The sequence below is a fragment of the Heyndrickxia sporothermodurans genome, assembly GCF_003055045.1.
Taxonomy (GTDB): Bacteria; Bacillota; Bacilli; order Bacillales; family Bacillaceae_C; genus Heyndrickxia; species Heyndrickxia sporothermodurans.
Genome location: NZ_NAZB01000019.1, coordinates 1 through 24,270, shown reverse-complemented (window position 1 = coordinate 24,270; position 24,270 = coordinate 1). Strand labels below are relative to the sequence as shown.

Genomic DNA, 24,270 nt, shown 5'->3' with positions numbered 1-24,270 from the left:
AAACCTTTTCATTAATGAAAAGGTTTTTTTAAGATTCGTCTTCTTTATTTTTTATCTTGACAGCGCCAGCAAATCCCATGAAAGGTTAAGCGATGGTCTTTAATTTTAAAATTCCAGCGTTTTTCAACAATTGCTTCAACATCTTCAAGTAAATCTTCTTGGATTTCATCCACCGCACCACATTCAATACAAACTAAATGATGATGAAAGTGTGCAGCTCCCTCTTGTCTTAAATCATATCGTGATACACCATCACCAAAATTAATCTTATCTACAACCTTTAGTTCTGTTAGTAGTTCTAATGTACGATAAACGGTTGCTAGCCCAATCTCTGGCGACTTTTCTTTAACAAGGAGGTAAACATCTTCTGCACTCAAATGATCTTCTTCATTTTCCAACAACACTCTTACCGTCGCTTCACGTTGCGGAGTTAGTTTATAACTTGCAGAATGCAATTGTTTTTTTATTCTATCAACACGACTTTCCATTGAAGTATCCTCCCTCGCCACTATCGTTTTAATTATAACAGAAGCAAGAGAAAAGATGCAAAATAAAATTATTATTACATTTAAAGAGTAGCTTTTATTATTTAATAATCATTATTTATTAACATATGACATGACACTTTTCATCAAAGTTGGTGAAAGATAGGCCTCGACACCTGCTGCTAACGAAATGATCCCTACAGCGAAAACAAAAGCAATGACATACTGGGCAAGCATTGGAAAAATGTGAAAACCTATATTTTGTTTAATAAAGATTTTGCGTATTAATTTTAGTGATACCCCTACGGAAACCACTGCGATAAAAATAAACATCGGGATAATAAAAAGATTTTGTGGCAAAACCGTAACAAATGAAAGCAAAAAACCTCCCCAATGCATTTGACTAACAAGAAAACCAACGGAAAATCCGACGACAATCCCTTTAATAAACAATAATATAAGGATAAGCGGTAAACCAATAATCGAAATTCCCAATATCCACATTAACCCTAGAAATTTCACATTATGGAGAAAGCTTAAGCGAAATAAATCAGAGGGAGCAGCCACTTTCCCATCCGATACTTGTCCAAAAAATTGGTTTAAATAATAGTATAAGTCTTCTTTCTGATCAAAGGATAAGCTATTAACAATAACCGCCCCGAATACGACTCCCATTAAAAACAGAACAATGATAAATGAGTAAATTGAGGAATATTCTTGTACATGACGAATGATAGGATTAGAGAACGACTGTTTTTTCCGCATTTTTACTTCCTCCTACTAAATTAGATAACAAAATCTCTTATTATCACCTTATGCAGGATATGCAATCTTATGCTAATCTATCAATTTTTTTTGAAGAAAATATTAACTAAAAAACTGTAGGTACCTATTAATAGGGCTACAGCTTTTTAGCAACTAATGTAAATGTTTTTGGCAAGCCAATATCTGAAATTTTATGGTTCGGTTCTTCTTCTAACGTTTCAATAACTAGTTGAGAACTCCCTGCAGAGGTTATGATTTCACCTAATGTCCATTTTCGTTGGAGAACATGTTGTAAATTTGCTTTTTCATCCTCCGGCATATGTTTTGTAAAGGCGACATGATTTTTTTCAATAGATGGATCAAAGTAGTTACCTGTCACTTTATGTTTCTTCCCTGTTGAAGTGATTAGTTTTGTTGAAATCGGATGGAACTCATGCAAAACAAAACGACCATTCTTTCGTAATAGTTGATAGATTTTTTGCATTAATTCATTCAAATTAATAAAATAATGCAACACTCCAAGCTCCATTAGGACAATATCGAATTGGTCATGAAATTGCTCGTTAGGTAGTGATAGTACGTCTGAAACTACATATGAAAGATTAGTCCCTGCTGCTTCGCTTAGTTCCAACGCAAACATTTCATTTTCTTTTGAAAAATCAACTACCGTTACATCTGCTCCAAGTAATGACATCGCCACTCCCTTGATCCCATTTGACCCTAATAAATGAAGCACTTTCTTATTAGCTAAAGGGTCGAGATATTTATAAAAAGGATGGAGTCTCCATTTTGGATTTTCAATTATTTTATTTGCTATCTCTTCGGGCGCACCATAGCGATTTAAAAGGGCAGCGTAATTATTTTGATTCCAAGCTGCTTCATTTTGCTCGGTTACCAAAGCTTGTTCTTTTGATAAATATGCTTCTATTTCGAGCGTATTTATCTTTTTCGAGTTAAAATAAAGATATTTATATAAAGAAATACAGTAAAATAATTGATTTTCCTTCATTATTTCGATTCGATAAGGATCTGTTTTTATCGTCGTATTAAAATCACAATGAACAAGAATCGTGTAATCTGCACTTTTCACTTTAAAAAGTGCAGATCTTTCATTTCTCTCCCTACCTATTTGTTCAAAATCTTGAAAAATCTGATAGCAATTGTCAAAAAGATCCCACTGAACTTGAACAAAAACCGATTCCGAATGGTCTACTTCTACACCTTGCAGCCATAACGATGTGGAATCGATAAAATGATATGGAATTTTTTCCTCAACAAGACGTACTGTGATTTCTTTAATTAATTCTAAATAATTTTTATCTTTCATAAAACCCTCCGTAATTTCACAAGGTGGACTAAAACGCGTCTAAATATTTATTGTTTATCAGACACTTTCCCGTACTGTCCACCGCCGCCAGCAGATAACTGTAGGTCACCATTTCTCGCTTTGATAATCAATTCAGCTAAGTCCATTTTTACTAGTTTTTCGATTTCCTCTTTCGGGACATTATGAAGAATATTCATTTCTGTCCCAAAATGATCAAGTAATTTTGCCATCGTTTTTGGTCCTAGACCCGGCAAGAAATCTAGTGGCACTTGGTGAATATATGGTGGTCGATCTGGTACTGAATTTGCAGTTGTTAATTCCTTAATTCGATCTGCCACCCCTTTAGTAAACTTCGTAGAACCGCATTGTTCGCATGTATCACCAATCTTTTTCGTAAAGCATTTGGCACAGGTTGTTTCATGATATTTTCCTAAGTAAGGATTTAATCCATAATTCGCAACAATTTCATTTCCATCCTTATGATGAAGTGCTTTTTTTAGGGCAAGAAAGGTCGGTTCTTCTAATTTCATTACTTGATATTCACGGGCAATTTTCGCTAGTGAATGTGCATCGGAATTACTAACGAATGTATAATCATGCAATTCCTTTATATGATCCGCCATTTCTGTATTGGAACTTAGGCCAAGCTCAATAGCATCAATTAAATTCGGATCTAATACTTCTGTTAGTGATGACTCTACACCTTTTCCATAAAGGCTTTTAAATGGGGTAAATACATGAGCTGGAATAAAAATGCCATCCAATGATTTGATTTTTTTCTGCAAACTCCGTGCATCTTCACGAATTCGCTGTGTGCTTAACTGATTATTTTTCACTTTTCCAGTATACCAATTGGAAAATTCCTTTATTTTCTTAAGAGAAGGAAAATAACCTAGTACATGGAGCGGACCTTTACAATTCTCATCATTCACTTCTATTTCAACACCGGGAATAAGTGTGACAGAATCTTGAAAGCTAAAACCTCCATCTTCCATTTCAACTAGTTCTTCGTTTTGTAATAAATCTTCAATTTCGGCGATCACTTCTGGTGAATGACAATCAATGATCCCTATCATATCGAGTCCTTTTGGCAATTTTGCAGCATGTAAAATATTTGTAAGTGTCAATGTTTTTGAAGCTGTAATTTTAACTGGTTTACCCGTTTTTGTACGGCCGATATGAATATGTAGATCAACAAAGTATTTCTTCAATTCTTTTTCGCCTCTTTTAATTGTAAATATTGGATTGCATAGGCTGTTTTCGCATCACAAATTTTTTGTTGCTCGACCAATTTGACTGCTTCTTCCAATGTCACCTCCATCAATTCAACAAATTCATCTTCATCTGCACCTTTAGGATGTTCTTTCTTTTTTAACCCTTTTGCTAAATATAAATGTAAAATTTCATCAGCAAATCCCGGTGCAGTATAGAAGGAGGTGATATGCTCTAACGCATCGCATTCATAGCCCGTTTCTTCTTCCAGTTCCCGAACAGCGGTAATTTCCGGCTCTTCCCCTGGCTCTAATTTACCAGCAGGAATCTCAATCATTGCCCTGTCCATTGGTTTTCTAAATTGTTCAACTAAAATAATTTTGTTTTGATCGGTAACAGCTAAGATCGCAACTGCACCTGGATGTTTAATGATTTCACGCTTTGATGTTTTTCCGTTTGGAAGTTCAACCTCATCAACTTGTAAATGAACCACTTTTCCTTCAAAGATTTTTTCAGTCTTCAATGTTTTTTCAGTGAATTTATGCATTTTATCTGCTCCCTGTTCTAATCTTGGACATCATTCATACATTTTAACACAAAAAGAAAAATGCGAAAAAATCTTAGAGTTTTTTCAAGGAGCGAATACAAGTGAAAATTTATATTCAACCAAAAGGGATTATTTTAAGTGGGAAGGCTTGGGAAATTAGAGAGAGTCTTAAATTTTATGCGAAAAAGCATAAATACGTTAGTGATTGGATTAAAAAAACCGGACAATAGCAATTAGTGGTTTTTCTCACTTTTTTTCGATAAAATAAGTTCTACTAATGAAAGAAAGGACTAAATTTCATGCAGAAAAATCAATTAGGAACATCCGAATTATATGTATCAAAGTTAGGGCTTGGATGTATGTCTTTAGGGACGAATGAAATTGCCGCAAAAGAGATTGTGAAAGCCGCTGTTGATGTAGGAATTAATTACTTCGATACAGCTGATCTTTATGACTTTGGTTTAAATGAAGAGATAGTTGGAAAATCACTAAAACCGGTACGTGATCAGGTCATTATCGCAACTAAGGTAGGTAATCGCTGGAATGATGATAAAACGAGTTGGCATTGGGATCCCTCAAAAGCTTATATTAAAGAAGCGGTAAAAAATAGTCTTCACCGTCTACAAACAGATTATATCGATTTATATCAATTGCACGGCGGGACAATTCAAGATCCGATTGATGAAACAATTGAAGCTTTTGAGGAACTAAAAAAAGAAGGATTAATTAGATATTATGGAATCTCTTCCATTCGCCCAAATGTCATCCGAGAATATGTGCAAAAATCGAATATTGTAAGCGTAATGATCCAGTATAGTTTGCTAGATCGTCGTCCAGAAGAGGACATACTCCCTCTTTTAAAAGAACATTCTGTTAGTGCGGTGACAAGAGGACCTGTTGCGAAAGGGATATTAAGCGAAAGAAGCATAGAAAAGATTTCGGAAAAAGGGTATTTGGATTATTCCTATCAGGAATTAGTTGAATTAATGCAAGAAATCAAGGATAAATTATTGCTGGGAAACCGCAAAATGACAGAACTTGCTCTGCAGTATAATTTAGCTAATGAATCAGTTGCTTCCGTAATTACCGGTGCCAGCAACGCGGAACAAATTAGGGAAAATGCCAAAGCAGTTGAGAAGAGTCCATTATCTAAAGAAGAACGCGATTTATTAATTAAGTTGACTAAACAAAATAAATACACAGACCACAGATGATTTGATCATTCACAAAAAGCTTTTTTTAAAAATAAACAGAATAATCCTAAAAAAACATTTCTACATCTATATATGACTTTCGACAAAATATATTACTTTTAAGTATTATTTTTAGAAGCCTTTGACGGTCAAGTTACATAAATAAGTTAGTAAATCGACTTTAATTTACATCAAAATACAAAATTCTTTGATTATCTACAAGATTTGATTCAATCTGCTGCAAATTAATGTATTTTCGACATCGACAAATTCCACGAGTATCCAACTATCTAATCCTTTATACTCAGGTTTGTAGGGAATAGACAATAAGTAATAGCAAAAATGAAGGTAATTTTCATCAGAAAAGGGCAAACCTATTGAAAAATAGGGACGCAAAGTCACAGATCTAAGGATTGGGATACTAGGCGAAACCCGGTGTCCCGACTATGGTGGCTGGACTACCTAAATACTATCATCGTATTTTAGGGGGATAAAAATGGAAAATCAAATGAAGGTAGATGAAAAGTCGTTAGATCAAGAATGGGTTAACTTAATTTTGGATGCAATAGATATGGGAATAAGTATTTCTGATATTAAAGAATACTTTTCAAAAAATAAACTGGAGGTTAAATTTTAAAAAATGGGTACATAGTTCATATGTTAGGCGTATTTTTTGTTCTAAATATGAAACAATTCCTTCGCTATATGTTATAATAATTCGGAGGAAGGTGAGAAGTGTATGATTGGTCAGCGTATTAAAAATTTTCGACTTCAAAAACAATTATCTTTATCAGAACTTGCGGAAAAGGCTGGAGTTGCGAAATCATATTTAAGCTCCATTGAGCGAAATATCCAATCCAATCCTTCTGTTCAATTTCTTGAAAAAATTGCCGCCGTTTTAGGAATTTCCGTGAACTCCTTATTACATGAGGAGATTGAAAAAACGGATGAAAACGAACTTGATTCAGACTGGGAACTTCTCGTTCGTGAAGCAATGAATTCTGGTGTATCGAAAGATGAGTTCCGTGAGTTTATAGAATTTAATAAATGGAAATTAAATAATAATAAATAAAAGCGTTCAGTTGGACGCTTTTATATTTTTACAATCCAATATAAATGAAGTGAAAATACAAACGAGTAAATCAAAACGGCCATATACGCCGTGTATTTTACTATGTTTTTTGCAGGTACTTTTTTTACATATAGAAAACTATATAATATGAAGGAAAACGACAGTTTCACTGCTAAAAACAAGATTGAATGTTGATTGTATATATAATCCATTAATGGGTTTGCCTCTTTTATCATACCTAACTTTAGACCAATAAACGTAATTACTGCATCAATGATATTTAGTGCTGCCAAACAATGAAAGGCAACAATCATAGAACCTCCCCATTCACATTTGTATTTTTCTTTTTTGGATATGAATAGTTGTGATTATTGCGATAATGACAAAATAAGTCCCATAAATTATGACTGAGAGTAATTTATTGCTAGCGAATAAACTGCCTGCAAACGTAAAAATAACAATTGAAGGAAACTTTCCTATTAAAGTAGCAATAAAGAAAATAGGCCACCTAATCATACTGACACCACAGAGAACATTCAGCAATGGCGCAGGTATGACGGGGGCTATACGAAATAATAAAATTCCAAGAAATGCATTTTTTTGAAAAATGCTTTCGTATTCCTTCGCTTTCGGATATTTATTAAGTACTTTTTGCACCCATTGCTGGAATCCGTATCTTGCCACGAAGAACATAATCAACGAACCGAAAACACTTCCGCACAATGAAATAATCGAGCCCGTCCAAACCCCAAACACAGAACCAATTATCCCCGCTACAATCGCAAACGGCGTAACAGGAAAGAATACGAGCAAAGCAACAAAAAGTAGGCTAATAATTATGGCCGTGCTTTCTCCTGATTCGATAAGATGAAGCATCCCTTCTTTTTGTGTATAGGCCAAGATGATTATAGAAATTGTTATCACTAATGTTATGATTTGCTTCATCTTAAGTTCCCTCTTTTTCTTAAATTGCATTTATAAAAATAGCGTATTCAATGAATACGCATCTTATTATATCTTTTTTAGATCGATTGATTTTCTTCGTTGGTACAAATACATTGTCGCACCACCTATGACTAAAATCAAGCCTCCGACAATAAAGTTAAACATATTAGTTGCTGTATTCGGCAAGACCCCTCCATCCGCTGGTAAAAGTCCGCCTAAAGTTCCTCTAACATACAGCTTAATTGTAAATTTACTCGTTAAACCTTGATATTCATTTCCAAGTTCTGCCGGAAAATCCACTCTGAACGTAAGCGTTTCTTCATCCGATTTGGCTAATTTTCGATAATCCAATCCATCAAAATCTTTAATTTTCCCACTATATAATACGCCGTTCTTGTCAGATATTTCAATTTCCAATTGTTTAAACAACTTTTTTGAACCCGACTTAAACTGAGCAGAAGCTGTATATTCAAAATCCTGTTTTCCTTTGTTAAAAATAGTATAGTCCCTTATCGCCCAATCACCGGGTTTCATATTATCGACGTCGAATAAGATTTTATGCGGGGACGTCTCAATATTAATTTCATTTTCGCTTGTTTGTGCATCGACATGATTTATTGGCAAAAGGATAAGAACCAATAATATTAGAGGGAACCACTTTCGAATTTTTTTCATTCACTCTCCACCCTCCCGATACTCCCACAGCTAAAGCAGTGGGGTTCTGAATCTATTGCTTTCATCTGACCGGCAGCCACAGATCGTACAAAATGTATGCTCGGCATTTAGGGTTGCAGATACTGAGACAATTTTCTCCAGAACACTCGCTGTCAAAGAAACATTCGTTTCCATTACCAACAGCATCTTTCGGCTCTCACGAGTTCGGTTGTATCAAACCGCAAATTTAAATTCACTTAATTATTTAGGATGATGCCTGAATTAAAGATCATCCTTTTTTGACTTAGAATCTCCTTTATTTCAAAATCGTGTAGATTTTGAAAAATAGGAAACGTTTCGTGACAACGTTTTCGATTGGCTTTCGTTCCAGATGCGTTTGAGTTCATTAACAAAAATGCCGAATATAAATCTCTTTGAATTTTCGTGTTTTCATCTATCTGATGCCAACGTTGTGACAAAGCCTTTTTAATATAGTCATCTCGTACATGACAATACTGACTGGCCTTAAATTTATGCGTATTAACTTTAATAAATGAACCTCCAAGACGATTTACCTTTCCTTCTAATATAGAAACAAACATTGCCGGTGCTCGATGTCCTAGTGATTTTCCAAACCTCTTTTTACGTTTATATTTACCAGTCTTTACAGAAACTTCAGTTTCCTTTTTTCGCTTTTGCAGTGCTTTAAAATTCATTGTTTCAATATAGAAAGTGTCGCCTAATTCTAACAGTCTGTTCGCTAATGTTCGATGAGATAATGTTCGAATAACCGCTTGTTTCCGATGAAACTCTTTTAGTTTCGCGCGAAGCTTTTTATAACGCGTTGAAAACACCCAGTATTTCTTACCCTTTTTAATGGTCCCATCAACATGAAAGTTTTGTGGATTTGTGGTACGCTTTGAACGATCCATCTTTCTTTGGGTTAGCGTAATTTCACGGGATATCTCTTTTACTTGCTCGGCTAAATTTACCAATGAAACTTTTGTTAAAGCTGAAACAGCGACGGTGGAGATACCAATATCTAAACCTACTTTTCCTTTACCAAGTTTTCTGTTTTTTGACGGTGGATAACCAGCAATGACTAGATCAGCAAATAAACGCACTTTTCCCCGAATTTCTTTCTTGACGATACGAACATATTTGACACGATAAAAATCCTGAACGGTTTTTGTTTCCCCTTTAGAGGTTACTTTAAAAGAAAACTCTGTTTTCTTTTCTAAATGACGAATGATTTCTAAAGCATATTGGTCTTTCTTTTTCAAGATTAATGGAGATTGTAAATCTTTATATACAATATTTCCATCGATGTATCTCCACCCTGTTTTGTTGGTTTTGCCTTCAAAACTATCCATTTCATCTTTTCGAATGAAACGAACCTTTTTAGCTTTCCCGAACAATTTTCTACTAAAAGTATTCCAGGCTCTTGTCGCTATTTTTTGAGCAACAGCTGCATTCACTCTATTACCGAAGTGTTCACGAATCGGCTTCACCCATACATGAGAAGAATATTCCGTTAGGTGGTATTTTTCTCTTAATGTTTTTAAGTCATCTTTAATTTGTTTTTTATCTTTTATCAACGCTTTATTTTGTTCATCTTTCTCTAATTTTTTCGAAACAGCTTTCAATTGACGAATAAGTTTTTTATAACGTTTTTCCCGTTTCATTTGTTTTTCTAATTTCAAATACTGGCTCAATATCGTATTGTACATTGCTCTACAAATTTCTAATTCATCAAAAGCTACGGAAAATAAAAGAGGGTTTTTCTTTAACTCTAACGATAATACGAAACTCGGTGAAGATATTTTTGCCATTCGTGAACACCTACAATTCGAACATATGTTTCTATAATTATATTATTTTGAATATAAAAGAACAAGGGACATGCCCAAGTTTTTACGATATTTTTCAGATACTTGAAGTACTACAAACATTCTGTTTTCGTGGCACTCCGTATCTGACCTCTCTCTCATCCCACCCCTAAAGGAGTGGGCTTTCTCGTTCGGAAAATTCTGTAAAAAAATATATTAGATGGGATTTTCCCCATCTAATTGATTAGGCTGACTTTTCAATGTTTTCCGGAGGAGTCTTTTTATCATCAATTTGGGCAATCGCTCTCCAAATGGAGATGATTGAATAGCCAAGCAATAATAATCCCGGTAGAATGAGCAATAATGCACTTCCATTTTTTGATTGTGAAAAATTAATGAAATAGCCTACGTATGGTAAAGTAAATCCGGTATATTTAGCTAATACATTTTGCGAAAGGACCGGTTCCATATCTGCTGTTTTATTATTATCGCCTTTTGTTCTATATATTACGTCAGTGCCATTTTTATTTACTTCAATAATTCGATGTGTCACTATTGTTTTTTCATCCGCTTTAAAGGTAATCACGTCACCTTTTTTAAAATGGGTTTTATCTTCAGCTGGCTTTACTGCGATAATTGATCCTGTTTTAATGCCTGGTTCCATCGATCCAGATAAAACCGTTTTTAATTGATATCCTAAAAATTGTGGTTCACCGCCCGACGCTTTCGATGAAATCACAACGAATAGCATAAAAACTAGGACGAGAAATAAAATTGTTGTGATAATAGAACTAATCCATTTTTTTATTCTTTTTGCCTTCATTTCTGATCACCATCCGATTTTATATTTGCATCCCCATCATCTTTTGGTTCACTAGCGGTTGTTTTTTCTTTTCCATCAGACGAAGGATCTTTTGGTTCTTGTTTTTGGTTGGTATTATCGTTTAAGTTTTTAGGATTTTGTTTTTCATTTGTATTACCGTTTGAATTTTTTGGATCTTGTTTTTCATTTGTATTTTTACTTGACTCATCACTGTTTTCTTGTTTATCAGTTGTGCCTTTTTTATCTTCGCTATTTGATTGTTGTTTTTCCGGGGTATTCGTTTCATTTTTCTTATCGTCTTTTGCATTTTCATCTTTATCTGTCGTTGTAGTTTTCGTTTTATTACAGTCAATTGTAATTGTTTCACTCCATAACTCACCTTTACCCGGATGTCCCGGTCTTTGGAGCGCTTTAAACTTATAGTTACCAGGTTCCTTTACAGCAAATGTAAGATTCATTGATTTGTTGGTTGCTAGCTTTGGTATGGTGCCTTCGCCAATTTTCGATCCATCTTTTGGATTTCCTTTTTTAGCGGAATAGACTTCAAACTTGGATGTATCCTTCATATTATTTCCAGTATTCTTGATCGCTGCAGAAATAGTTGTTTTCACACAGCTTTTAATTGTTTGATCTTTTTCACCAAGAAATTTCAGCAAACTCTTATCCCATTTCCCATCATCTACTTCCCAAGTTCCTGCAATTATCGTACCTTTTATATCATCTGAATCGTTGAAATAGGCTCCAGTGTTGGAGGTTAGGTATGAACCGGTGAATAGTGCTATGTACCAAATCGCAACTAATTTCACAAGCAATTGTAACTTTTTTGTTTTCTTTCCGAATCTATGGACTCTTAATCTTCTAATTTTATATCCCTCCCTACATCCTGTTTCCTGCCAAAAACCAATGCTTATGAGGATTTTATTCCTTATAAAAAATCTTAAAGTTCTCGTTTATTTAATGATTTTTTATAAGGAATAATTTTAATATCTATTAAGAAGGTGGGAAGATCCCACCTTCAATGTAAATTTATTATTTGGATTGACCTGCTGTTTGTTTAGCATTGAATTTCCATGTAAGTTTAAGTTGATCACCTTGAAATTCGTTTTGATCTTTACCGTTATCTACAAACTTATATCTAACCGAGAATTTGTCTGATGTACCAGCTTTAAGCCCACTTGGCTCTCCACCTAAAACCCAACCAAGAAGATCTCTTTCTACAACGTCATCTTTATCGTTTTTCAATTTGTCTAATGTTGTTTTATATACTACCTCAGTCTTTTTATCCTTATTTACTAAGAATGAGACTTCAATATATTTACCAAAATCCTCCGCATTATCTCCTTTTGCATCAATTACTTCGTAATCTGTTTCTAATAAAACCTTTGAAATATCTAATGATCCATTATTTTGAAGAGTAAATTCCCGATCCATCCAATCTCCTGGCTTAATATTTTTTACATCAATAATAGTTGTTGGATTTGCAACTAAATCAAGTGTTCCAGCTGCAAAGTTAGCACTTGCTTCCGCTGTATCACTGAAATACGCATATGTACCTCCCCCGATTAGTGCTAATCCTAGTGCCGCTGATGCTACGCCCATACCTAGTTTCTTTTTAAGACTCATTTTGTTTCCTCCTCTTTCTCCCTAGAAATTTTTTTATTTTGAACCCTTATGATGATCATAAGAAGTTGCAAACAGTATTTGTTCTTCATAGTTGTTCTTTATTGTTCGTTTTAACGAATATTTATTTTGAGTATAGGACATTTAGATTAGTTTGAAAAATCGTAAAAAGGTCCGTATTTTCTTTAAAAAGAACAGATAATGTTCTTTATCGCGTTTTATCTCTTATTTCCTTACTTTTTTATAATTTTTTAATGAAATTATTTTTTATAAAGTACAAACAAAAAGGCGCAAAAGCTTAGCTTTTGCACCTGTTTGTTTTATCTTGCTTCACCATCTTTTTGCTTCGCTTCAAAATTCCATTTCAGTTTCAATGAATCACCTTGGAATTTATTTTGATCCTCCCCATTATCTAGAAACTTAAATTGAACAGTAAATTTGATTTGTTTTTTCCCTGCAGGAACATTCTTCAAAACTTCTATAGGGTTATTCTTTAACTCTGATAGAGTTTTTCTAAAAACTACATTTTCCTTTCCTTCTACTTTATAAAGATACTCAACCATAATATGATCTCCAAAGTCTTCCGTACCATTATCTTTATTTGCATCAATAACCTCATAAGATGAATTTAATAACACCTGTTTCATATCAAGAGATCCGTCATTAGATAATTGGAAATCTCTAAACATATAATCTCCCGGCTTTAAATTACTAATATCCACAATCGTTGTTTTATTTATCCCTAGATCCAATGTACCATTTGTAAAACTTCCTGTTGCCTCAGCCGTATCACTAAAATAAGCATATGTTCCTCCACCAATTAAAGATAGCCCAAGTGCAGCTGTTGCCATCCCCATGCCAAGCTTCTTTTTAATACTCATTATTAAGCCCCTCCCTTTAATATTGAGTCCTTAATTATACGCATTGATGCCGTTCTTTAAGATTCGTTTCCAATTAAGAACACTTATTGTAATTTTAGTTCGTTTTAACTATTTGGAAAAATCGTAAATTTAACCTATTTTTCTATATAAAGAACATTTTTCGTTCATTATCTAGGTTATGCTCGTTCTTTCTCACTATTTCACAACTTTATAAAGAACAAAACGTCTTTTATAATGAACGAAATAAACCATCATACTGTTTAAATTCATAATGATTTGAGGAGAGAGAGATGATTGGTGAACGAATAAAGAAATTGCGAATGGAAAAGGGATATTCCATTACACAATTAGCGGCACTTGCCGGAATTTCTAAATCTTATTTAAGCTATATCGAACGGGATTTGCGAAATAATCCTTCTCTTGAGTTCCTTGGTAAGATTGCTAAACCACTTGATACAACAATTGAATTTCTTCTTCATGAAAATATAGAGAATGAAAGCGAAATGAAGCTTATTGATGAAGAATGGCAGAAGCTGTTGAATCATGCGATTAATAACGGATTAAATAAAGAAGATTTTCAAACACTCCAAGAATTTTTCATCTTTAAACATTGGAAAGAAAAGAAAAAAACTAGGAGGATTGGCAAATGGGGATGGAATTAAAAGAAAAAAATGAATCGATTGATCAACGAGAAGAATGGCGAAAATTATTAGAGGAAGCAAGGAATTTAGGGATTACTCCGAATGAAATTCGTCACTTTCTTGAAATAACGAAAACGACTAATCAAGCCTTTTTACGAGATTTACATAAAAGCGGATGATTAAATCATTATCTTTCATTATTATTTTGTTTGGCCTTCTCTTTATCGGCATTGGTGGATATCAATTTTTCAAAACTCAACATACCCATAGTGAAAGCATTAAAAAGGCTCAGCAATTATTAAAACAAACGGATGATTTAGAAAAACATACTGATGATATGAAAAAACATAAATCACAAAAAAAAGCTGATTTTAAACCAAAGCAAAATGATGTCGTAGGGATATTGTCCATCCCGCAAATCAATGCAGAGCTGCCAATTGTAGAAGGAACGGATGAAGATGATTTAGAAAAAGGGGTCGGACATTATAAAGGAACCGCATATCCAATGGACAAGGATCAAATTGTTCTATCCGGCCATCGGGATACAGTGTTTCGAAAAATGGGAGAATTGCGCATAGGGGATATTCTGACTATTAAGCTCCCCTATGGAACATTTTCCTATAAAATCAAAGAGACAAAAATCGTTGACGTAGATGATCGCAGTGTCATTCAATCAACAGCACCTGAAGAGGTGTTGACCATAACAACCTGTTATCCTTTTTCTTACATAGGGGATGCTCCAAATCGTTACATTATTACGGCACTGCCTGTCCAACATTCATCAAAATAATAATAGGATGTAGCCACATACACCCTACTATTGTTTATATTTTTTCCAATCCATTGAGCTTTCATTTAACAATTCTTCAAATGATTTATTTTTTTCCTTTTGTCTTCGTTCCTCACGTTTTCGTTCTGCTTCTTTTAGCTTTTTAGTTTCTTCTTCATCTTTTAATTGTTGTTGCGTTTGTTTTAATTTTAAAAGAATATCTTGATTTAATGTATCTTGCAATGTCAAATGATCATCTGTTTTCTTCGTTTTCGGTTGTTTATTCTTTTTCTTAGCCATCAGAAATACTCCTTTAAAAATAATAAGAAAGAGGATTAGCATATTTTCGCTAATTCCTCCTTATTTTACTACAAATATCAATAAGCCTCTAGTTTCACATCTTCGGGTACGTGCAGCTTGGGCTCTGTAGAAGTAAGAACATCTTCCACCGAATATCCTTTTGCCACTTCTTTTAAGACAAGACCTTGATCGGTTACATCAATGACTGCTCGTTCCGTAATAATTCGGTTCACAACGCCTTTGCCTGTTAAAGGTAAGCTGCATTTTTTTAATATTTTCGCATCGCCATTTTTATTGACGTGATCCATAATGACGATAATTTTTTGGGCTCCATGGACAAGGTCCATCGCTCCGCCCATGCCTTTAATCATTTTTCCTGGAATCATCCAGTTGGCCAAATCGCCGTTTTCTGAAACTTCCATTCCACCTAGAATGGCGATATTAATATGTCCGCCACGAATCATCGCGAATGATTCCGCACTATCAAAATAGGATGATCCGGGAATGGCTGTTACCGTTTCTTTGCCAGCATTTATTAAGTCAGCATCAATATTTTCTTCTGTTGGATATGGGCCGATTCCGAGCAATCCATTTTCCGATTGCAAAACGACTTGCTTATTTTCAGATATATAGTTTGCTACTAAAGTAGGCATACCAATCCCCAGATTCACGTAGAATCCATCTTCTATTTCCTTTTCCGCTCTCTTCGCTATTTTTTCCCGTACTAGAAATTTATCTTCCGCCAATTAGGAACACTCCTTTCCCTATGTATCTATTTATTTCGAAATGGTTCTTCTTTCAATCCGTTTTTCTTGATCCCCTTGGATAATCCTTTGAACGTAAATACTTGGCGTATGGATAAAGTTTGCGTCCAGTTCACCTGTTTCATAGAGTTCCTCTACTTCAGCTATCGTTACCTTACCTGCTGCTGCGATCATCGGATTGAAGTTGCGGGCCGTTTTGTTATACACCAAATTGCCCATTTTATCGCCTTTCCACGCTCGAATTAGGCTAAAGTCAGCTGTTAGGGCCTCTTCTAATAAATATTCTTTTCCATAAAATTCTCGGGTTTCTTTTCCCTCTGCAATGGGTGTCCCTACTCCCGCAGGTGTATAAAATGCCGGAATGCCCGAACCACCGGCACGAATTTTTTCCGCTAATGTTCCTTGCGGCGTTAATTCTACTTCTAATTCTCCCGCCAATACTTGGCGTTCAAATTCTTTATTTTCTCCCACATAGGATCCAATCATTTTTTTAATTTGCTTATTTTTCAATAATGGACCTAATCCCCAGTCATCGATCCCACAGTTATTTGAAATGACCGTTAAATCTTTGACCCCTTTTTCAACTAATGCTTGAATTAAATTTTCGGGAATCCCGCAAAGTCCAAAGCCGCCAACCATTAATGTAGCTCCATCATGAATATCGGCAACTGCTTCTTGAAAGGATGTGTGAACTTGTTTCATTTTTAGCCTTACCTCCTAATCAATTTTGTCCAGCTGCGGCTCCTAGCCCCTCGAGGTCATAAGTCATCTTACTGCGTGGCTACAGAGCAAGCCACTACGTAAGATGACTTATGCTTGTCGGGGCTTAACAGTCGCCTCCGCTTTTCTTTAAACTAGTTCGACAATTGTCGCAACGCCTTGGCCCCCACCAATACATAGAGTCGCTAACCCTTTCTTTGCTTGTCTTTTTTTCATTTCATGAATTAACGTAACAAGAATTCTTGCTCCGCTTGCCCCAATTGGGTGTCCTAAAGCAATTGCCCCGCCATTTACATTTAAAATCTCTTGGTTGAAATGAAGTTCACGATCGACAGCTAGTGACTGGGCTGCAAACGCTTCATTTGCTTCAATCAAATCAATTTCCTCTAATGATACATTCGCTTTTTCAAGCGCCTTTTTCACTGCTGTAACAGGTCCTATTCCCATGATACTCGGATCGACTCCTGCATTTGCATTCGCTTTAATCGTAACGAGTGGAGTTATCCCTAGTTCTTCCGCTTTTTTTCTAGACATGACAACAACAGCTGCTGCCCCATCATTTATTCCTGATGCATTGCCCGCTGTAACTGACCCGTCCTTTTTAAAGGCTGGTCTTAAGCTCGCTAATTTTTCTACAGATGTACCTTTTTTCGGATATTCGTCCGTATCAAAAATGATCGGATCGCCTTTTCGTTGTGGAATTTCTACTGGAACGATTTCTTCTTTAAATTTTCCCTCTTCAATCGCTTTTACTGCTTTTGTCTGACTATTAGCGGAAAATTGATCTTGTTCCTCGCGACTTATTTGATATTGGTCACAAAGATTTTCAGCTGTAATGCCCATATGGTAATCGTTAAACGCACACCATAGGCCATCTTGAATCATGCTATCGACGAGCTTTTGATCTCCCATTTTGAAACCATCTCTTGCATTGTTTAAAAGATATGGAGCCCTGCTCATATTTTCCATTCCGCCGGCTACAATAATATCGGCATCGCCCGCTAAAATTGCCTGTGTTGCCAAGTGAACTGCTTTTAATCCCGATCCGCAAACTTTATTAATCGTCATCGAGGAAACGCTTTCAGGAACGCCCGCTTTAATGGCTGCCTGACGCGCTGGATTTTGTCCTAATCCTGCTTGCAAAACATTTCCCATGATAATTTCATCTACTTGTTCGCCTTTTACTCCCGCTTTTGCTAATGCCTGTTTAATAACAATTGCACCGAGTTCGGTTGCTGGTGTATTTTTTAATGTTCCATTGAAACTGCCAATCGCCGTTCTTACGGCACTTACAATGACTACCTCTTGATTTCCCATCGTTCTCCTCCCAGCTGTAGTTACTAATGTCTACCTTCATTCGTCAAAAAATGACGTTACTCACTACTTCTTCGATAAAAAGTGCGGAATTCCTCTATTTTTTTTAAATTCCCTTTTAAAAAAAGGTTCCTGATTCTTGCGAAGTAGCATTCTCTACACCTCTAGATGTATTTATTTCATAAGCATTCTCCTTTATAATAGTATGCAATGAATCTTTATTTTACGATAATCGTATGAAATAATGTAATAGTTCTTTAGACAGGAGTCGATTGGAATGCATCCATTCTTAGCGTTTTTGTTACGATTGATTATCACACTACCTACTACTGTGGCCATCTGGTTAATTAGCTTCTTTGTATATTCCCAACCCTATTGGCTGGCGTCCCTCTTTGCACTAGGCGGTGGCGCAATTGTCTATTCGGTGATCAAATGGTATACAAGCCACCATTATTTGAAAAGACACCGTTTAACTAGAAAAGAGTATGCTTATATTGTCAAAAATTTAAAAGAAGCACAAAAGAAAATACAACGGCTGCAAAAAGTGTTTTTCAGTATGCGTAATATCGGTGCGTTTAAACAAATGTTTGAAATTATTCGACTCACAAAACGAATCCAAACGATCATCAAAAAAGAACCTGGGCGCTTTTTTAAAGCTGAGAAGTTTTATTTCTATCATTTAGATTCGATTGTTGAGCTTTCTGAAAAATATACATTTTTGGCCTCACAACCAGCAAAAAATGATAAACTCTCTTTTTCCTTAAACGAAACGCGGGATACTTTAAAGGATTTAAAGAGATCCATCGAGAAAGATTTATATGAAGTACTATCAAGTGATATTGATCATCTAGAAATGGAATTAGACGTAGCTAAACACTCATTAAAAACATTAAAAAATCCACTGACAAAAGACGATGAAAGGAGAACGATCAAATGAGTGAAACAAAAGACACCTTATGGCAAGAAGATATAAGTACCGGCATGGATGACCTCCTCGCAAATCCATTTGGAGATAAGGAGCTCATCATTAATGACACACCTACACAAAATCAAACGGATAGACCGACCCGATTGATTGATGTATTACCAGAAGAAAACCGGCAAAAGGCGGTCCAATTAGCTGAACAAATTGACCCGAAAAACCATCAATCAATTATTTTATATGGGACGCAAGCACAATCCAAGCTGTTGAATTTTTCTCATTCAATGCTCGATCATGTTCAAAAGAAAGACATTGGCGAAATCGGGGATATTTTGAGTGACTTAATGAAAAAATTGCACGATGTGAATCCTGATGAACTTTCCCCTGAGAAGAAAGGTCTTTTCTCTCGAATGTTCGGAAAAATCTCCAATTCTATTCAAGAAGTCCTTTCAAAATATCAGAAAACAGGTGCCCAAATTGATCGAATAAGTGTAAAGCTCGACCATTCGAAAAAAACATTATTAGCCGACGTGCAAATGCTGGAGCAGTTATATGAAAAAAATAAAGATTATTTTCATGCGTTAAACATTTATATTGCAGCCGGTGAACTGAAGCTTGAGGAATTGCAATCTAAAACCATTCCGGAACTAAAAAACAAAGCTGCTGCAACAGGAGATCAAATGGCTGTCCAAGATGTCAATGACATGATTCAGTTCGCCGACCGTCTTGAAAAAAGACTTCATGATTTGAAATTAAGCAGACAAATAACGATTCAAAGTGCTCCACAAATTCGTTTAATTCAAAACACGAATCAAGCACTTGCAGAAAAAATTCAATCTTCCATTATGACGGCGATTCCATTGTGGAAAAACCAAATTGCTATTGCCTTAACACTAATCCGCCAGCGAAGTGCCGTTGAAGCACAAAAGCAGGTATCTAAAACAACAAATGATCTTCTGCTTAAAAATGCCGAAATGCTGAAACAAAACACATTAGAAACAGCTCGGGAAAATGAGCGTGGACTCGTTGATATTGAAACATTAAAGAAAACACAAGAAAATCTCGTTTCTACGTTAGAAGAAACACTTCGAATTCAACAAGAAGGTCGAGCAAAACGTTATCAAGCAGAACAAGAATTAATGACGATGGAAAACGAATTAAAGCAAAAGCTATTGAATTTAAAATCGTAATTCGAAAAAGCGGTAATCTTTACCGTTTTTTTTCATGAGGACTCCTACCTACTTTCTTTCATTTCACATAATTCTTGCAATTATTCACTAACTGTCACTACAATAGAAAATGGGAGGGAGAAATTTATGTTGTCATTACCAAAGGAAGTTACTATTATTGAAGTCGGTCCACGTGATGGATTACAAAATGAAAAGAATTTTGTTCCAACAGAGACAAAACTACAGTTTATCAATAAACTTGCTGGTGCAGGGATTAAGGAGATGGAATTAACTTCTTTCGTCTCTCCTAAATGGGTGCCGCAAATGCAGGATGCATCTGAAATTGTTGCTTCACCCCCTGATATCCCTACAAATATCGTCTTAGCCCCGAACCGTAAAGGAATTGATCGAGCTTTGGAGCTGGGATGCGATTCAGTCGCTGTTTTTGTAGGTGTAAGTAACAGTTTTAATAAAAAAAATATTAATAAAAGCACAAAGGAAAGTTTAGATGAATTAAAACCAATTATCACTGAATTAAAGAAAAAAAACATTTTTGTAAGGGCATGTATTTCCACAGCCTTTTATTGTCCGTTTGAAGGAAAAGTCGCAGAAAGCGATACACTTCGTTTGTGTGAAGAATTTGTTGCTGCTGGAGTTGATGAGTTAAGTGTAGCAGATACGATTGGAATGGCAGCTCCATCGGAATCTTTTTCATTGTTTTCTTCCTTAAAAGAGCGACTGCCGAATGTTCTTTTAACCGCACATTTTCATGATACGAGGAAAATGGCTCTTGCCAATATCTTTGCGGCTTTACAGGCTGGTATTGACCGTTTTGATACTTCTGCCGGCGGTCTTGGTGGCTGTCCGTTTGCACCTGGTGCCACTGGAAATGTAGCGACGGAGGATGTCGTTTTTATGCTCGAAAGAATGGGAATTAGTACAGGTATCGATTTAACTAAGCTTGTCGAAGCGATTGATACTGTATCACCTGCTCTATCCCGAAAAATTGAAAGTGGTTATTATCAGCTTTCTAAGAAATAAGTATAATTTTTCCCGTTTTGCTCATTTTAATGTTATCGGCTATTGTTTAAGGAGGATGACTACAAATGACAAAACAACGTGAAAAAGGCTATAGTCAAAAAGGGAAACCAACTGCGGATACGACAAAACAAACGATCGCTGCAGAAGAATTAAATAAAGCGATCCACCCTACTAATCGACAAAATTCAGAACAGTAATTGCTTCATGGAAGCTGACTTCATTCGTCAGTTTCTTTTTTTATATTTATGGTAAAATAATCAAAAAAAGCGATGGAGGCGTGCAAATTGAAAAAACAATTTTCCATTCTTGGCGGTGCGACGATCCTTGCAACGGCTGGGTTAGGATTTTATCTTTCAGAAAGAATTATGCATATTGCTCGAAAAGATAAACAGTTTGTTTTCGATCGAGAAGTCCAAGCAAAGCGTCTTGATCCCCATTCGTTTGAAGCTTTGCCAAAGCAAGAGGTATGGATTCCTTCTCCTTTCGGTTATAACATAAAGGCTATGTTCGTCCGCCCATACCCAAATGTGAAGAAATACATGATTTTTTGTCATGGGGTTACCGAAAATAAAACAAATTCTATCAAATATATGAACATATTTATTGAAAGAGGCTTTAATGCGATTATTTATGATCATCGAAGACATGGTGAAAGCGGTGGAAAAACGACTAGCTATGGCTATTATGAAAAGCATGATTTAAAAGCCGTAGTAGATTATCTTATTTCTGTTGAAGGAGAAAATGTCTTTTTTGGTATTCATGGGGAATCAATGGGAGCTGCAACAACTCTTTTATATGCGGGAAGCCTTGAGGATCGGGCTAATTTTTATATCGTCGACTGCCCTTTTTCCGATTTTCGTGAACTTTTGGCGTATCAAATCTCATGTGAAATTAAACTACCTGGAAAATGGCTACTTCCTCTTGCTAACCTATTTATTAAATTTCGTGACGGGTATTCTTTAAAAAACGTTTCTCCAATTAATGTTATTGAAAATATAAAGAAACCGATATTATTTGTACATAGTGAAAAAGATGATTATATATTACCAGAAATGACGAAAGCTTTATTTAAAAAGAAGAAAGGTGAAAAAATGCTCTATCTTGCTGTCAACGGTATGCACGCCCAATCCTTTAATGAGAATCGTGAAGATTATGAAAGAACAGTGGATGAATTTCTTATGAAATATGTGAAAGATCAAAATTTTTCTAAGCAAAATGCATAAAAAATTTCTCTTTCTAGTGATTTTTTTAAACATTTGTACTTGTATCTGAATACAGTATCTATAGGGAAAATAACTAGGGAGAGATCCAAATGAATATTCATGTAGTAAAAAAAGGAGAAAGTCTTCAGGCTATTTCCAAGCGATATGGAGTGAACATAACTCAAATTTCAACGGCTAACCAATTGAAAAATCCTGATACGTTAGTGATCGGTCAAGCACTTGTTATTCCTTCACCCGGTTATGAATATATTATTCAGCCTGGAGACAATCTATGGGCGATTGCACAGCGGTTTGGAACATCAGTGCAAGCAATTGCTGTAGCCAATCAACTATCCAATCCAATTGATATTTCCATTGGTCAAGTATTATTTATCCCTATCCACTATCATACTGTTCGCCCTGGTGAATCACTTTGGTCGATTGCTCAAGCATATAATGTAAATCCTTCAGATATTACTGAAGTGAACCACATAGCAAGCCCATACACTCTCTATATTGGTCAAGTACTGCGAATTCCGGAAAGGACTCGCCCATTTAAAGAGGTAAATGCGTATATAACAACGCTAGATGCAAGCGCTACTGAAAACATTCATCAACTTGGGAGATATTTTACTTACCTGGCACCATTCACCTATTCAATTAAAGAGGATGGCAGTTTGACAGAACTGAATGACACTGCTGTTATTCGCGCTGCCCGTTCTGAACATGTCTCCCCTTTATTAGTTGTAACAAATTTTGTTAATCAAAATTTTAATTCTGATTTGGCTGCGAGCCTTTTAAGAAACCAATCGGTTCAAGATCTTCTTATTCAGAATCTCCTATCTATAATGCAGGAGAAAGGATATAATGCCGTTAATTTTGACTTTGAATACATCTATCCTGAGGATCGTGAAAACTACAATTCTTTTCTCAGTCGTGTCGTGTCACAGCTCCATCCGCAAGGCTTTTTAGTTTCAACTGCATTAGCTCCGAAACTTACGTCCGAACAAAAAGGGATTCTTTATGAGGCACATGATTATGAAGCTCAAGGAAAGATTGTTGATTTCATTATACTAATGACATATGAATGGGGCTGGGCAGGGGGACGGCCATGGGCTATCGCGCCAATTAATGAAGTGAAAAAAGTTCTTGATTATGCCGTAACAGTGATCCCACGAAATAAAATTATGATGGGTGCACCGTTATATGGACGTGATTGGAAAATTCCGTGGCAGGAAGGAACTCTCGCAAAAACCGTTAGTCCCCAAAGAGCGATTCAGTTAGCCCAGAAATATGGAGCAACCATTGAATACAATACAACCTACCAATCTCCCTTCTTCCGCTATACTGATGAAAATGGTCAACAGCATGAAGTTTGGTTCGAAGATGCAAGAAGTGCCCAAGCAAAATTTGATGTCGTTAATAACTATCGTCTCAGAGGAATCAGCTATTGGGTACTGGGAACCCCCTTTCCTCAAAATTGGTTCGTCCAAGAAAATAACTTTAAAGCCCGCAAATTAATATAGTAGCAATTTCTTTCCATATACTTTGTTGCTTTTTTGTATTTTTCCTTATACCATAAATAGTAGATTGTCTAATTTTAGAAAGGATGATGATGATGTCTAAAGTACAAATTAAAGTCAATGATAATGGATCTTACCGTGTAACAGGCGATGTGGAACTAGTTGATGCGGAAGGAAATGTATTTGAAACGAAACCATCTTTTTCATTATGCCGCTGTGGCTTATCAAATAAAAAGCCATTTTGCGATGGCTCCCATAAAGGGAATTTTGAGTCCGTTGTTCGTGCAGAGTAGTTTTGGTGATTCACCAACAGATAATCCCGTACATAACTTTTTGTTATGTAAAAACCCCCTTAAGTGTTGTGACCCCGAAAAGTTAGAGTTTATATCAAGCAGCTAATTGGCTGGTATGAATGCGGTATTGAACCGGAGACATACCGGCCAATTTTTGTTTGATACGTTTGTTATTATAATAATCTATATATCTTTCAATCTTGCTCTTTAATTCTTCAAAAGAACACAATGCCTCTCCATGATACATCTCTTGTTTTAA

At 35.6% G+C, this 24,270-nt stretch carries 32 protein-coding genes and 1 riboswitch; of the genes, 14 read left to right on the top strand and 18 right to left on the bottom strand.

All coding sequences use genetic code 11. From position 1 onward, the window contains the following. Positions 1–44: 44 nt before the first annotated feature. From fur to B5V89_RS07695, 5 genes are all read right to left on the bottom strand, one after another. Complete coding sequence (gene fur, locus B5V89_RS07715; RefSeq protein WP_066234661.1) at positions 45–488, bottom strand: ferric iron uptake transcriptional regulator; 444 nt, start codon at positions 486–488, stop codon at positions 45–47. A 111-nt stretch (positions 489–599) separates the two neighbouring features. Then, a complete protein-coding gene (gene spoIIM / locus B5V89_RS07710; protein ID WP_066234657.1) occupies positions 600–1,250 on the bottom strand; it encodes a stage II sporulation protein M in 651 nt (216 codons plus the stop codon). A gap of 136 nt (positions 1,251–1,386) precedes the next feature. Then, positions 1,387–2,577 (bottom strand): class I SAM-dependent methyltransferase, encoded by a 1,191-nt coding sequence (locus tag B5V89_RS20430; RefSeq protein ID WP_244913471.1) that lies wholly within the window; start codon positions 2,575–2,577, stop codon positions 1,387–1,389. A 47-nt stretch (positions 2,578–2,624) separates the two neighbouring features. After that, positions 2,625–3,788 (bottom strand): endonuclease Q family protein, encoded by a 1,164-nt coding sequence (locus tag B5V89_RS07700; protein WP_066234655.1) that lies wholly within the window; start codon positions 3,786–3,788, stop codon positions 2,625–2,627. Next, positions 3,785–4,336, bottom strand: a complete 552-nt coding sequence (locus tag B5V89_RS07695) for an NUDIX hydrolase (protein WP_066234652.1) — start codon at positions 4,334–4,336, stop codon at positions 3,785–3,787. The genes B5V89_RS07700 and B5V89_RS07695 overlap by 4 nt, the downstream gene beginning before the upstream one ends. A gap of 101 nt (positions 4,337–4,437) precedes the next feature. Here B5V89_RS07695 and mciZ point away from each other — a divergent pair, with 101 nt between their 5' ends. The 4 genes from mciZ (at position 4,438) to B5V89_RS07675 (ending at position 6,601) form a co-directional block, all read left to right on the top strand. Beyond that, positions 4,438–4,566 (top strand): Z-ring formation inhibitor MciZ, encoded by a 129-nt coding sequence (gene mciZ, locus B5V89_RS07690; RefSeq protein WP_084347829.1) that lies wholly within the window; start codon positions 4,438–4,440, stop codon positions 4,564–4,566. Between the two features lie 69 nt (positions 4,567–4,635). Then, the gene (locus B5V89_RS07685; RefSeq protein WP_066234650.1) at positions 4,636–5,550 is read left to right on the top strand and encodes an aldo/keto reductase; all 915 of its coding nucleotides are present in this window, start codon (positions 4,636–4,638) and stop codon (positions 5,548–5,550) included. 336 nt (positions 5,551–5,886) lie between these two features. After that, positions 5,887–5,995: riboswitch (cyclic di-GMP riboswitch) on the top strand. Positions 5,996–6,037: 42 nt separating this feature from the next. Beyond that, entirely contained in the window at positions 6,038–6,166 is a 129-nt protein-coding gene (locus B5V89_RS07680) for an anti-repressor SinI family protein (protein WP_107921359.1), read from the top strand. A 102-nt stretch (positions 6,167–6,268) separates the two neighbouring features. Further along, a complete protein-coding gene (locus tag B5V89_RS07675) occupies positions 6,269–6,601 on the top strand; it encodes a helix-turn-helix domain-containing protein (protein WP_066234645.1) in 333 nt (110 codons plus the stop codon). A gap of 20 nt (positions 6,602–6,621) precedes the next feature. On the opposite strand, the gene B5V89_RS07670 is transcribed toward B5V89_RS07675, so the two are convergent. From B5V89_RS07670 to B5V89_RS07635, 8 genes are all read right to left on the bottom strand, one after another. Further along, the gene (locus B5V89_RS07670; protein ID WP_066234643.1) at positions 6,622–6,915 is read right to left on the bottom strand and encodes a DUF5658 family protein; all 294 of its coding nucleotides are present in this window, start codon (positions 6,913–6,915) and stop codon (positions 6,622–6,624) included. 13 nt (positions 6,916–6,928) lie between these two features. After that, positions 6,929–7,546 carry a TVP38/TMEM64 family protein gene (locus B5V89_RS07665; RefSeq protein ID WP_066234641.1) on the bottom strand — a complete coding sequence of 206 codons (618 nt, stop codon included), beginning with the start codon at positions 7,544–7,546 and terminating at the stop codon, positions 6,929–6,931. Between the two features lie 66 nt (positions 7,547–7,612). Further along, positions 7,613–8,221, bottom strand: coding sequence for an LPXTG cell wall anchor domain-containing protein (locus tag B5V89_RS07660; protein WP_107958666.1), 609 nt, complete (start codon positions 8,219–8,221; stop codon positions 7,613–7,615). 236 nt (positions 8,222–8,457) lie between these two features. Continuing rightward, positions 8,458–10,032: a transposase gene (locus B5V89_RS07655; RefSeq protein WP_108071312.1), complete on the bottom strand. Its 1,575-nt coding sequence runs from the start codon at positions 10,030–10,032 to the stop codon at positions 8,458–8,460. A 241-nt stretch (positions 10,033–10,273) separates the two neighbouring features. After that, positions 10,274–10,852, bottom strand: coding sequence for a signal peptidase I SipW (gene sipW, locus B5V89_RS07650; protein ID WP_066234633.1), 579 nt, complete (start codon positions 10,850–10,852; stop codon positions 10,274–10,276). Next, positions 10,849–11,715: an amyloid fiber anchoring/assembly protein TapA gene (gene tapA / locus B5V89_RS07645; RefSeq protein WP_268766475.1), complete on the bottom strand. Its 867-nt coding sequence runs from the start codon at positions 11,713–11,715 to the stop codon at positions 10,849–10,851. Before tapA ends, sipW begins: the two co-directional genes overlap by 4 nt. 166 nt (positions 11,716–11,881) lie before the next feature. Further along, positions 11,882–12,475 (bottom strand): CalY family protein, encoded by a 594-nt coding sequence (locus B5V89_RS07640; protein WP_066234628.1) that lies wholly within the window; start codon positions 12,473–12,475, stop codon positions 11,882–11,884. A 317-nt stretch (positions 12,476–12,792) separates the two neighbouring features. Further along, positions 12,793–13,353: a TasA family protein gene (locus B5V89_RS07635; RefSeq protein ID WP_066234622.1), complete on the bottom strand. Its 561-nt coding sequence runs from the start codon at positions 13,351–13,353 to the stop codon at positions 12,793–12,795. A gap of 290 nt (positions 13,354–13,643) precedes the next feature. Here B5V89_RS07635 and B5V89_RS07630 point away from each other — a divergent pair, with 290 nt between their 5' ends. The 3 genes from B5V89_RS07630 to B5V89_RS07620 are packed head-to-tail and all read left to right on the top strand — an operon-like array spanning position 13,644 to position 14,784. Continuing rightward, positions 13,644–14,015 (top strand): helix-turn-helix domain-containing protein, encoded by a 372-nt coding sequence (locus B5V89_RS07630; protein WP_066234619.1) that lies wholly within the window; start codon positions 13,644–13,646, stop codon positions 14,013–14,015. After that, positions 14,000–14,173, top strand: a complete 174-nt coding sequence (locus B5V89_RS07625; protein WP_084347822.1) for an anti-repressor SinI family protein — start codon at positions 14,000–14,002, stop codon at positions 14,171–14,173. Before B5V89_RS07630 ends, B5V89_RS07625 begins: the two co-directional genes overlap by 16 nt. Further along, positions 14,170–14,784: a class D sortase gene (locus tag B5V89_RS07620; RefSeq protein ID WP_066234616.1), complete on the top strand. Its 615-nt coding sequence runs from the start codon at positions 14,170–14,172 to the stop codon at positions 14,782–14,784. The genes B5V89_RS07625 and B5V89_RS07620 overlap by 4 nt, the downstream gene beginning before the upstream one ends. 27 nt (positions 14,785–14,811) lie before the next feature. Here B5V89_RS07620 and B5V89_RS07615 read toward each other — a convergent pair whose 3' ends face one another. From B5V89_RS07615 to B5V89_RS07600, 4 genes are all read right to left on the bottom strand, one after another. Further along, entirely contained in the window at positions 14,812–15,063 is a 252-nt protein-coding gene (locus B5V89_RS07615; protein WP_066234698.1) for a YqkE family protein, read from the bottom strand. Between the two features lie 77 nt (positions 15,064–15,140). Further along, positions 15,141–15,809 carry a CoA transferase subunit B gene (locus tag B5V89_RS07610; RefSeq protein WP_108071310.1) on the bottom strand — a complete coding sequence of 223 codons (669 nt, stop codon included), beginning with the start codon at positions 15,807–15,809 and terminating at the stop codon, positions 15,141–15,143. A gap of 30 nt (positions 15,810–15,839) precedes the next feature. Continuing rightward, positions 15,840–16,529, bottom strand: coding sequence for a CoA transferase subunit A (locus tag B5V89_RS07605; protein WP_107920118.1), 690 nt, complete (start codon positions 16,527–16,529; stop codon positions 15,840–15,842). A gap of 147 nt (positions 16,530–16,676) precedes the next feature. Beyond that, on the bottom strand, positions 16,677–17,864 hold the full coding sequence (locus B5V89_RS07600; RefSeq protein ID WP_107920119.1) for an acetyl-CoA C-acetyltransferase: 1,188 nt from the start codon (positions 17,862–17,864) through the stop codon (positions 16,677–16,679). Between the two features lie 274 nt (positions 17,865–18,138). On the opposite strand from B5V89_RS07600, the gene B5V89_RS07595 reads away from it, so the two are divergent. From B5V89_RS07595 to B5V89_RS07570, 7 genes are all read left to right on the top strand, one after another. Continuing rightward, complete coding sequence (locus B5V89_RS07595; RefSeq protein WP_108071308.1) at positions 18,139–18,798, top strand: 5-bromo-4-chloroindolyl phosphate hydrolysis family protein; 660 nt, start codon at positions 18,139–18,141, stop codon at positions 18,796–18,798. Then, the gene (locus B5V89_RS07590; RefSeq protein WP_108071307.1) at positions 18,795–19,973 is read left to right on the top strand and encodes a toxic anion resistance protein; all 1,179 of its coding nucleotides are present in this window, start codon (positions 18,795–18,797) and stop codon (positions 19,971–19,973) included. The genes B5V89_RS07595 and B5V89_RS07590 overlap by 4 nt, the downstream gene beginning before the upstream one ends. A gap of 126 nt (positions 19,974–20,099) precedes the next feature. Next, entirely contained in the window at positions 20,100–20,993 is an 894-nt protein-coding gene (locus B5V89_RS07585) for a hydroxymethylglutaryl-CoA lyase (RefSeq protein ID WP_108071306.1), read from the top strand. A gap of 65 nt (positions 20,994–21,058) precedes the next feature. After that, positions 21,059–21,190 carry a hypothetical protein gene (locus B5V89_RS20590; RefSeq protein ID WP_258223510.1) on the top strand — a complete coding sequence of 44 codons (132 nt, stop codon included), beginning with the start codon at positions 21,059–21,061 and terminating at the stop codon, positions 21,188–21,190. A gap of 87 nt (positions 21,191–21,277) precedes the next feature. After that, on the top strand, positions 21,278–22,216 hold the full coding sequence (locus B5V89_RS07580) for an alpha/beta hydrolase (protein WP_084347820.1): 939 nt from the start codon (positions 21,278–21,280) through the stop codon (positions 22,214–22,216). A gap of 89 nt (positions 22,217–22,305) precedes the next feature. Next, entirely contained in the window at positions 22,306–23,721 is a 1,416-nt protein-coding gene (locus B5V89_RS07575) for a glycoside hydrolase family 18 protein (protein WP_066234593.1), read from the top strand. A 92-nt stretch (positions 23,722–23,813) separates the two neighbouring features. Beyond that, complete coding sequence (locus tag B5V89_RS07570) at positions 23,814–24,011, top strand: CDGSH iron-sulfur domain-containing protein (protein ID WP_066234591.1); 198 nt, start codon at positions 23,814–23,816, stop codon at positions 24,009–24,011. Between the two features lie 94 nt (positions 24,012–24,105). Here the strand turns inward: B5V89_RS07570 and B5V89_RS07565 are convergent. After that, positions 24,106–24,270 (bottom strand): IS3 family transposase (locus tag B5V89_RS07565; protein WP_142406517.1); only part of this gene is annotated, 165 nt, incomplete at its 5' end.

Coding starts and splice junctions, on each gene's coding strand:
- fur (WP_066234661.1), bottom strand. CDS start 488: ATGGAAAGTCGTGTTGATAGAATAAAAAAACAATTGCATTCTGCAAGT.
- spoIIM (WP_066234657.1), bottom strand. CDS start 1,250: ATGCGGAAAAAACAGTCGTTCTCTAATCCTATCATTCGTCATGTACAA.
- B5V89_RS20430 (WP_244913471.1), bottom strand. CDS start 2,577: ATGAAAGATAAAAATTATTTAGAATTAATTAAAGAAATCACAGTACGT.
- B5V89_RS07695 (WP_066234652.1), bottom strand. CDS start 4,336: ATGCATAAATTCACTGAAAAAACATTGAAGACTGAAAAAATCTTTGAA.
- B5V89_RS07685 (WP_066234650.1), top strand. CDS start 4,636: ATGCAGAAAAATCAATTAGGAACATCCGAATTATATGTATCAAAGTTA.
- B5V89_RS07680 (WP_107921359.1), top strand. CDS start 6,038: ATGAAGGTAGATGAAAAGTCGTTAGATCAAGAATGGGTTAACTTAATT.
- B5V89_RS07675 (WP_066234645.1), top strand. CDS start 6,269: ATGATTGGTCAGCGTATTAAAAATTTTCGACTTCAAAAACAATTATCT.
- B5V89_RS07670 (WP_066234643.1), bottom strand. CDS start 6,915: ATGATTGTTGCCTTTCATTGTTTGGCAGCACTAAATATCATTGATGCA.
- B5V89_RS07665 (WP_066234641.1), bottom strand. CDS start 7,546: ATGAAGCAAATCATAACATTAGTGATAACAATTTCTATAATCATCTTG.
- B5V89_RS07660 (WP_107958666.1), bottom strand. CDS start 8,221: ATGAAAAAAATTCGAAAGTGGTTCCCTCTAATATTATTGGTTCTTATC.
- B5V89_RS07655 (WP_108071312.1), bottom strand. CDS start 10,032: ATGGCAAAAATATCTTCACCGAGTTTCGTATTATCGTTAGAGTTAAAG.
- sipW (WP_066234633.1), bottom strand. CDS start 10,852: ATGAAGGCAAAAAGAATAAAAAAATGGATTAGTTCTATTATCACAACA.
- B5V89_RS07640 (WP_066234628.1), bottom strand. CDS start 12,475: ATGAGTCTTAAAAAGAAACTAGGTATGGGCGTAGCATCAGCGGCACTA.
- B5V89_RS07635 (WP_066234622.1), bottom strand. CDS start 13,353: ATGAGTATTAAAAAGAAGCTTGGCATGGGGATGGCAACAGCTGCACTT.
- B5V89_RS07630 (WP_066234619.1), top strand. CDS start 13,644: ATGATTGGTGAACGAATAAAGAAATTGCGAATGGAAAAGGGATATTCC.
- B5V89_RS07625 (WP_084347822.1), top strand. CDS start 14,000: ATGGGGATGGAATTAAAAGAAAAAAATGAATCGATTGATCAACGAGAA.
- B5V89_RS07620 (WP_066234616.1), top strand. CDS start 14,170: ATGATTAAATCATTATCTTTCATTATTATTTTGTTTGGCCTTCTCTTT.
- B5V89_RS07615 (WP_066234698.1), bottom strand. CDS start 15,063: ATGGCTAAGAAAAAGAATAAACAACCGAAAACGAAGAAAACAGATGAT.
- B5V89_RS07605 (WP_107920118.1), bottom strand. CDS start 16,529: ATGAAACAAGTTCACACATCCTTTCAAGAAGCAGTTGCCGATATTCAT.
- B5V89_RS07600 (WP_107920119.1), bottom strand. CDS start 17,864: ATGGGAAATCAAGAGGTAGTCATTGTAAGTGCCGTAAGAACGGCGATT.
- B5V89_RS07595 (WP_108071308.1), top strand. CDS start 18,139: ATGCATCCATTCTTAGCGTTTTTGTTACGATTGATTATCACACTACCT.
- B5V89_RS07590 (WP_108071307.1), top strand. CDS start 18,795: ATGAGTGAAACAAAAGACACCTTATGGCAAGAAGATATAAGTACCGGC.
- B5V89_RS07585 (WP_108071306.1), top strand. CDS start 20,100: ATGTTGTCATTACCAAAGGAAGTTACTATTATTGAAGTCGGTCCACGT.
- B5V89_RS20590 (WP_258223510.1), top strand. CDS start 21,059: ATGACAAAACAACGTGAAAAAGGCTATAGTCAAAAAGGGAAACCAACT.
- B5V89_RS07575 (WP_066234593.1), top strand. CDS start 22,306: ATGAATATTCATGTAGTAAAAAAAGGAGAAAGTCTTCAGGCTATTTCC.
- B5V89_RS07570 (WP_066234591.1), top strand. CDS start 23,814: ATGTCTAAAGTACAAATTAAAGTCAATGATAATGGATCTTACCGTGTA.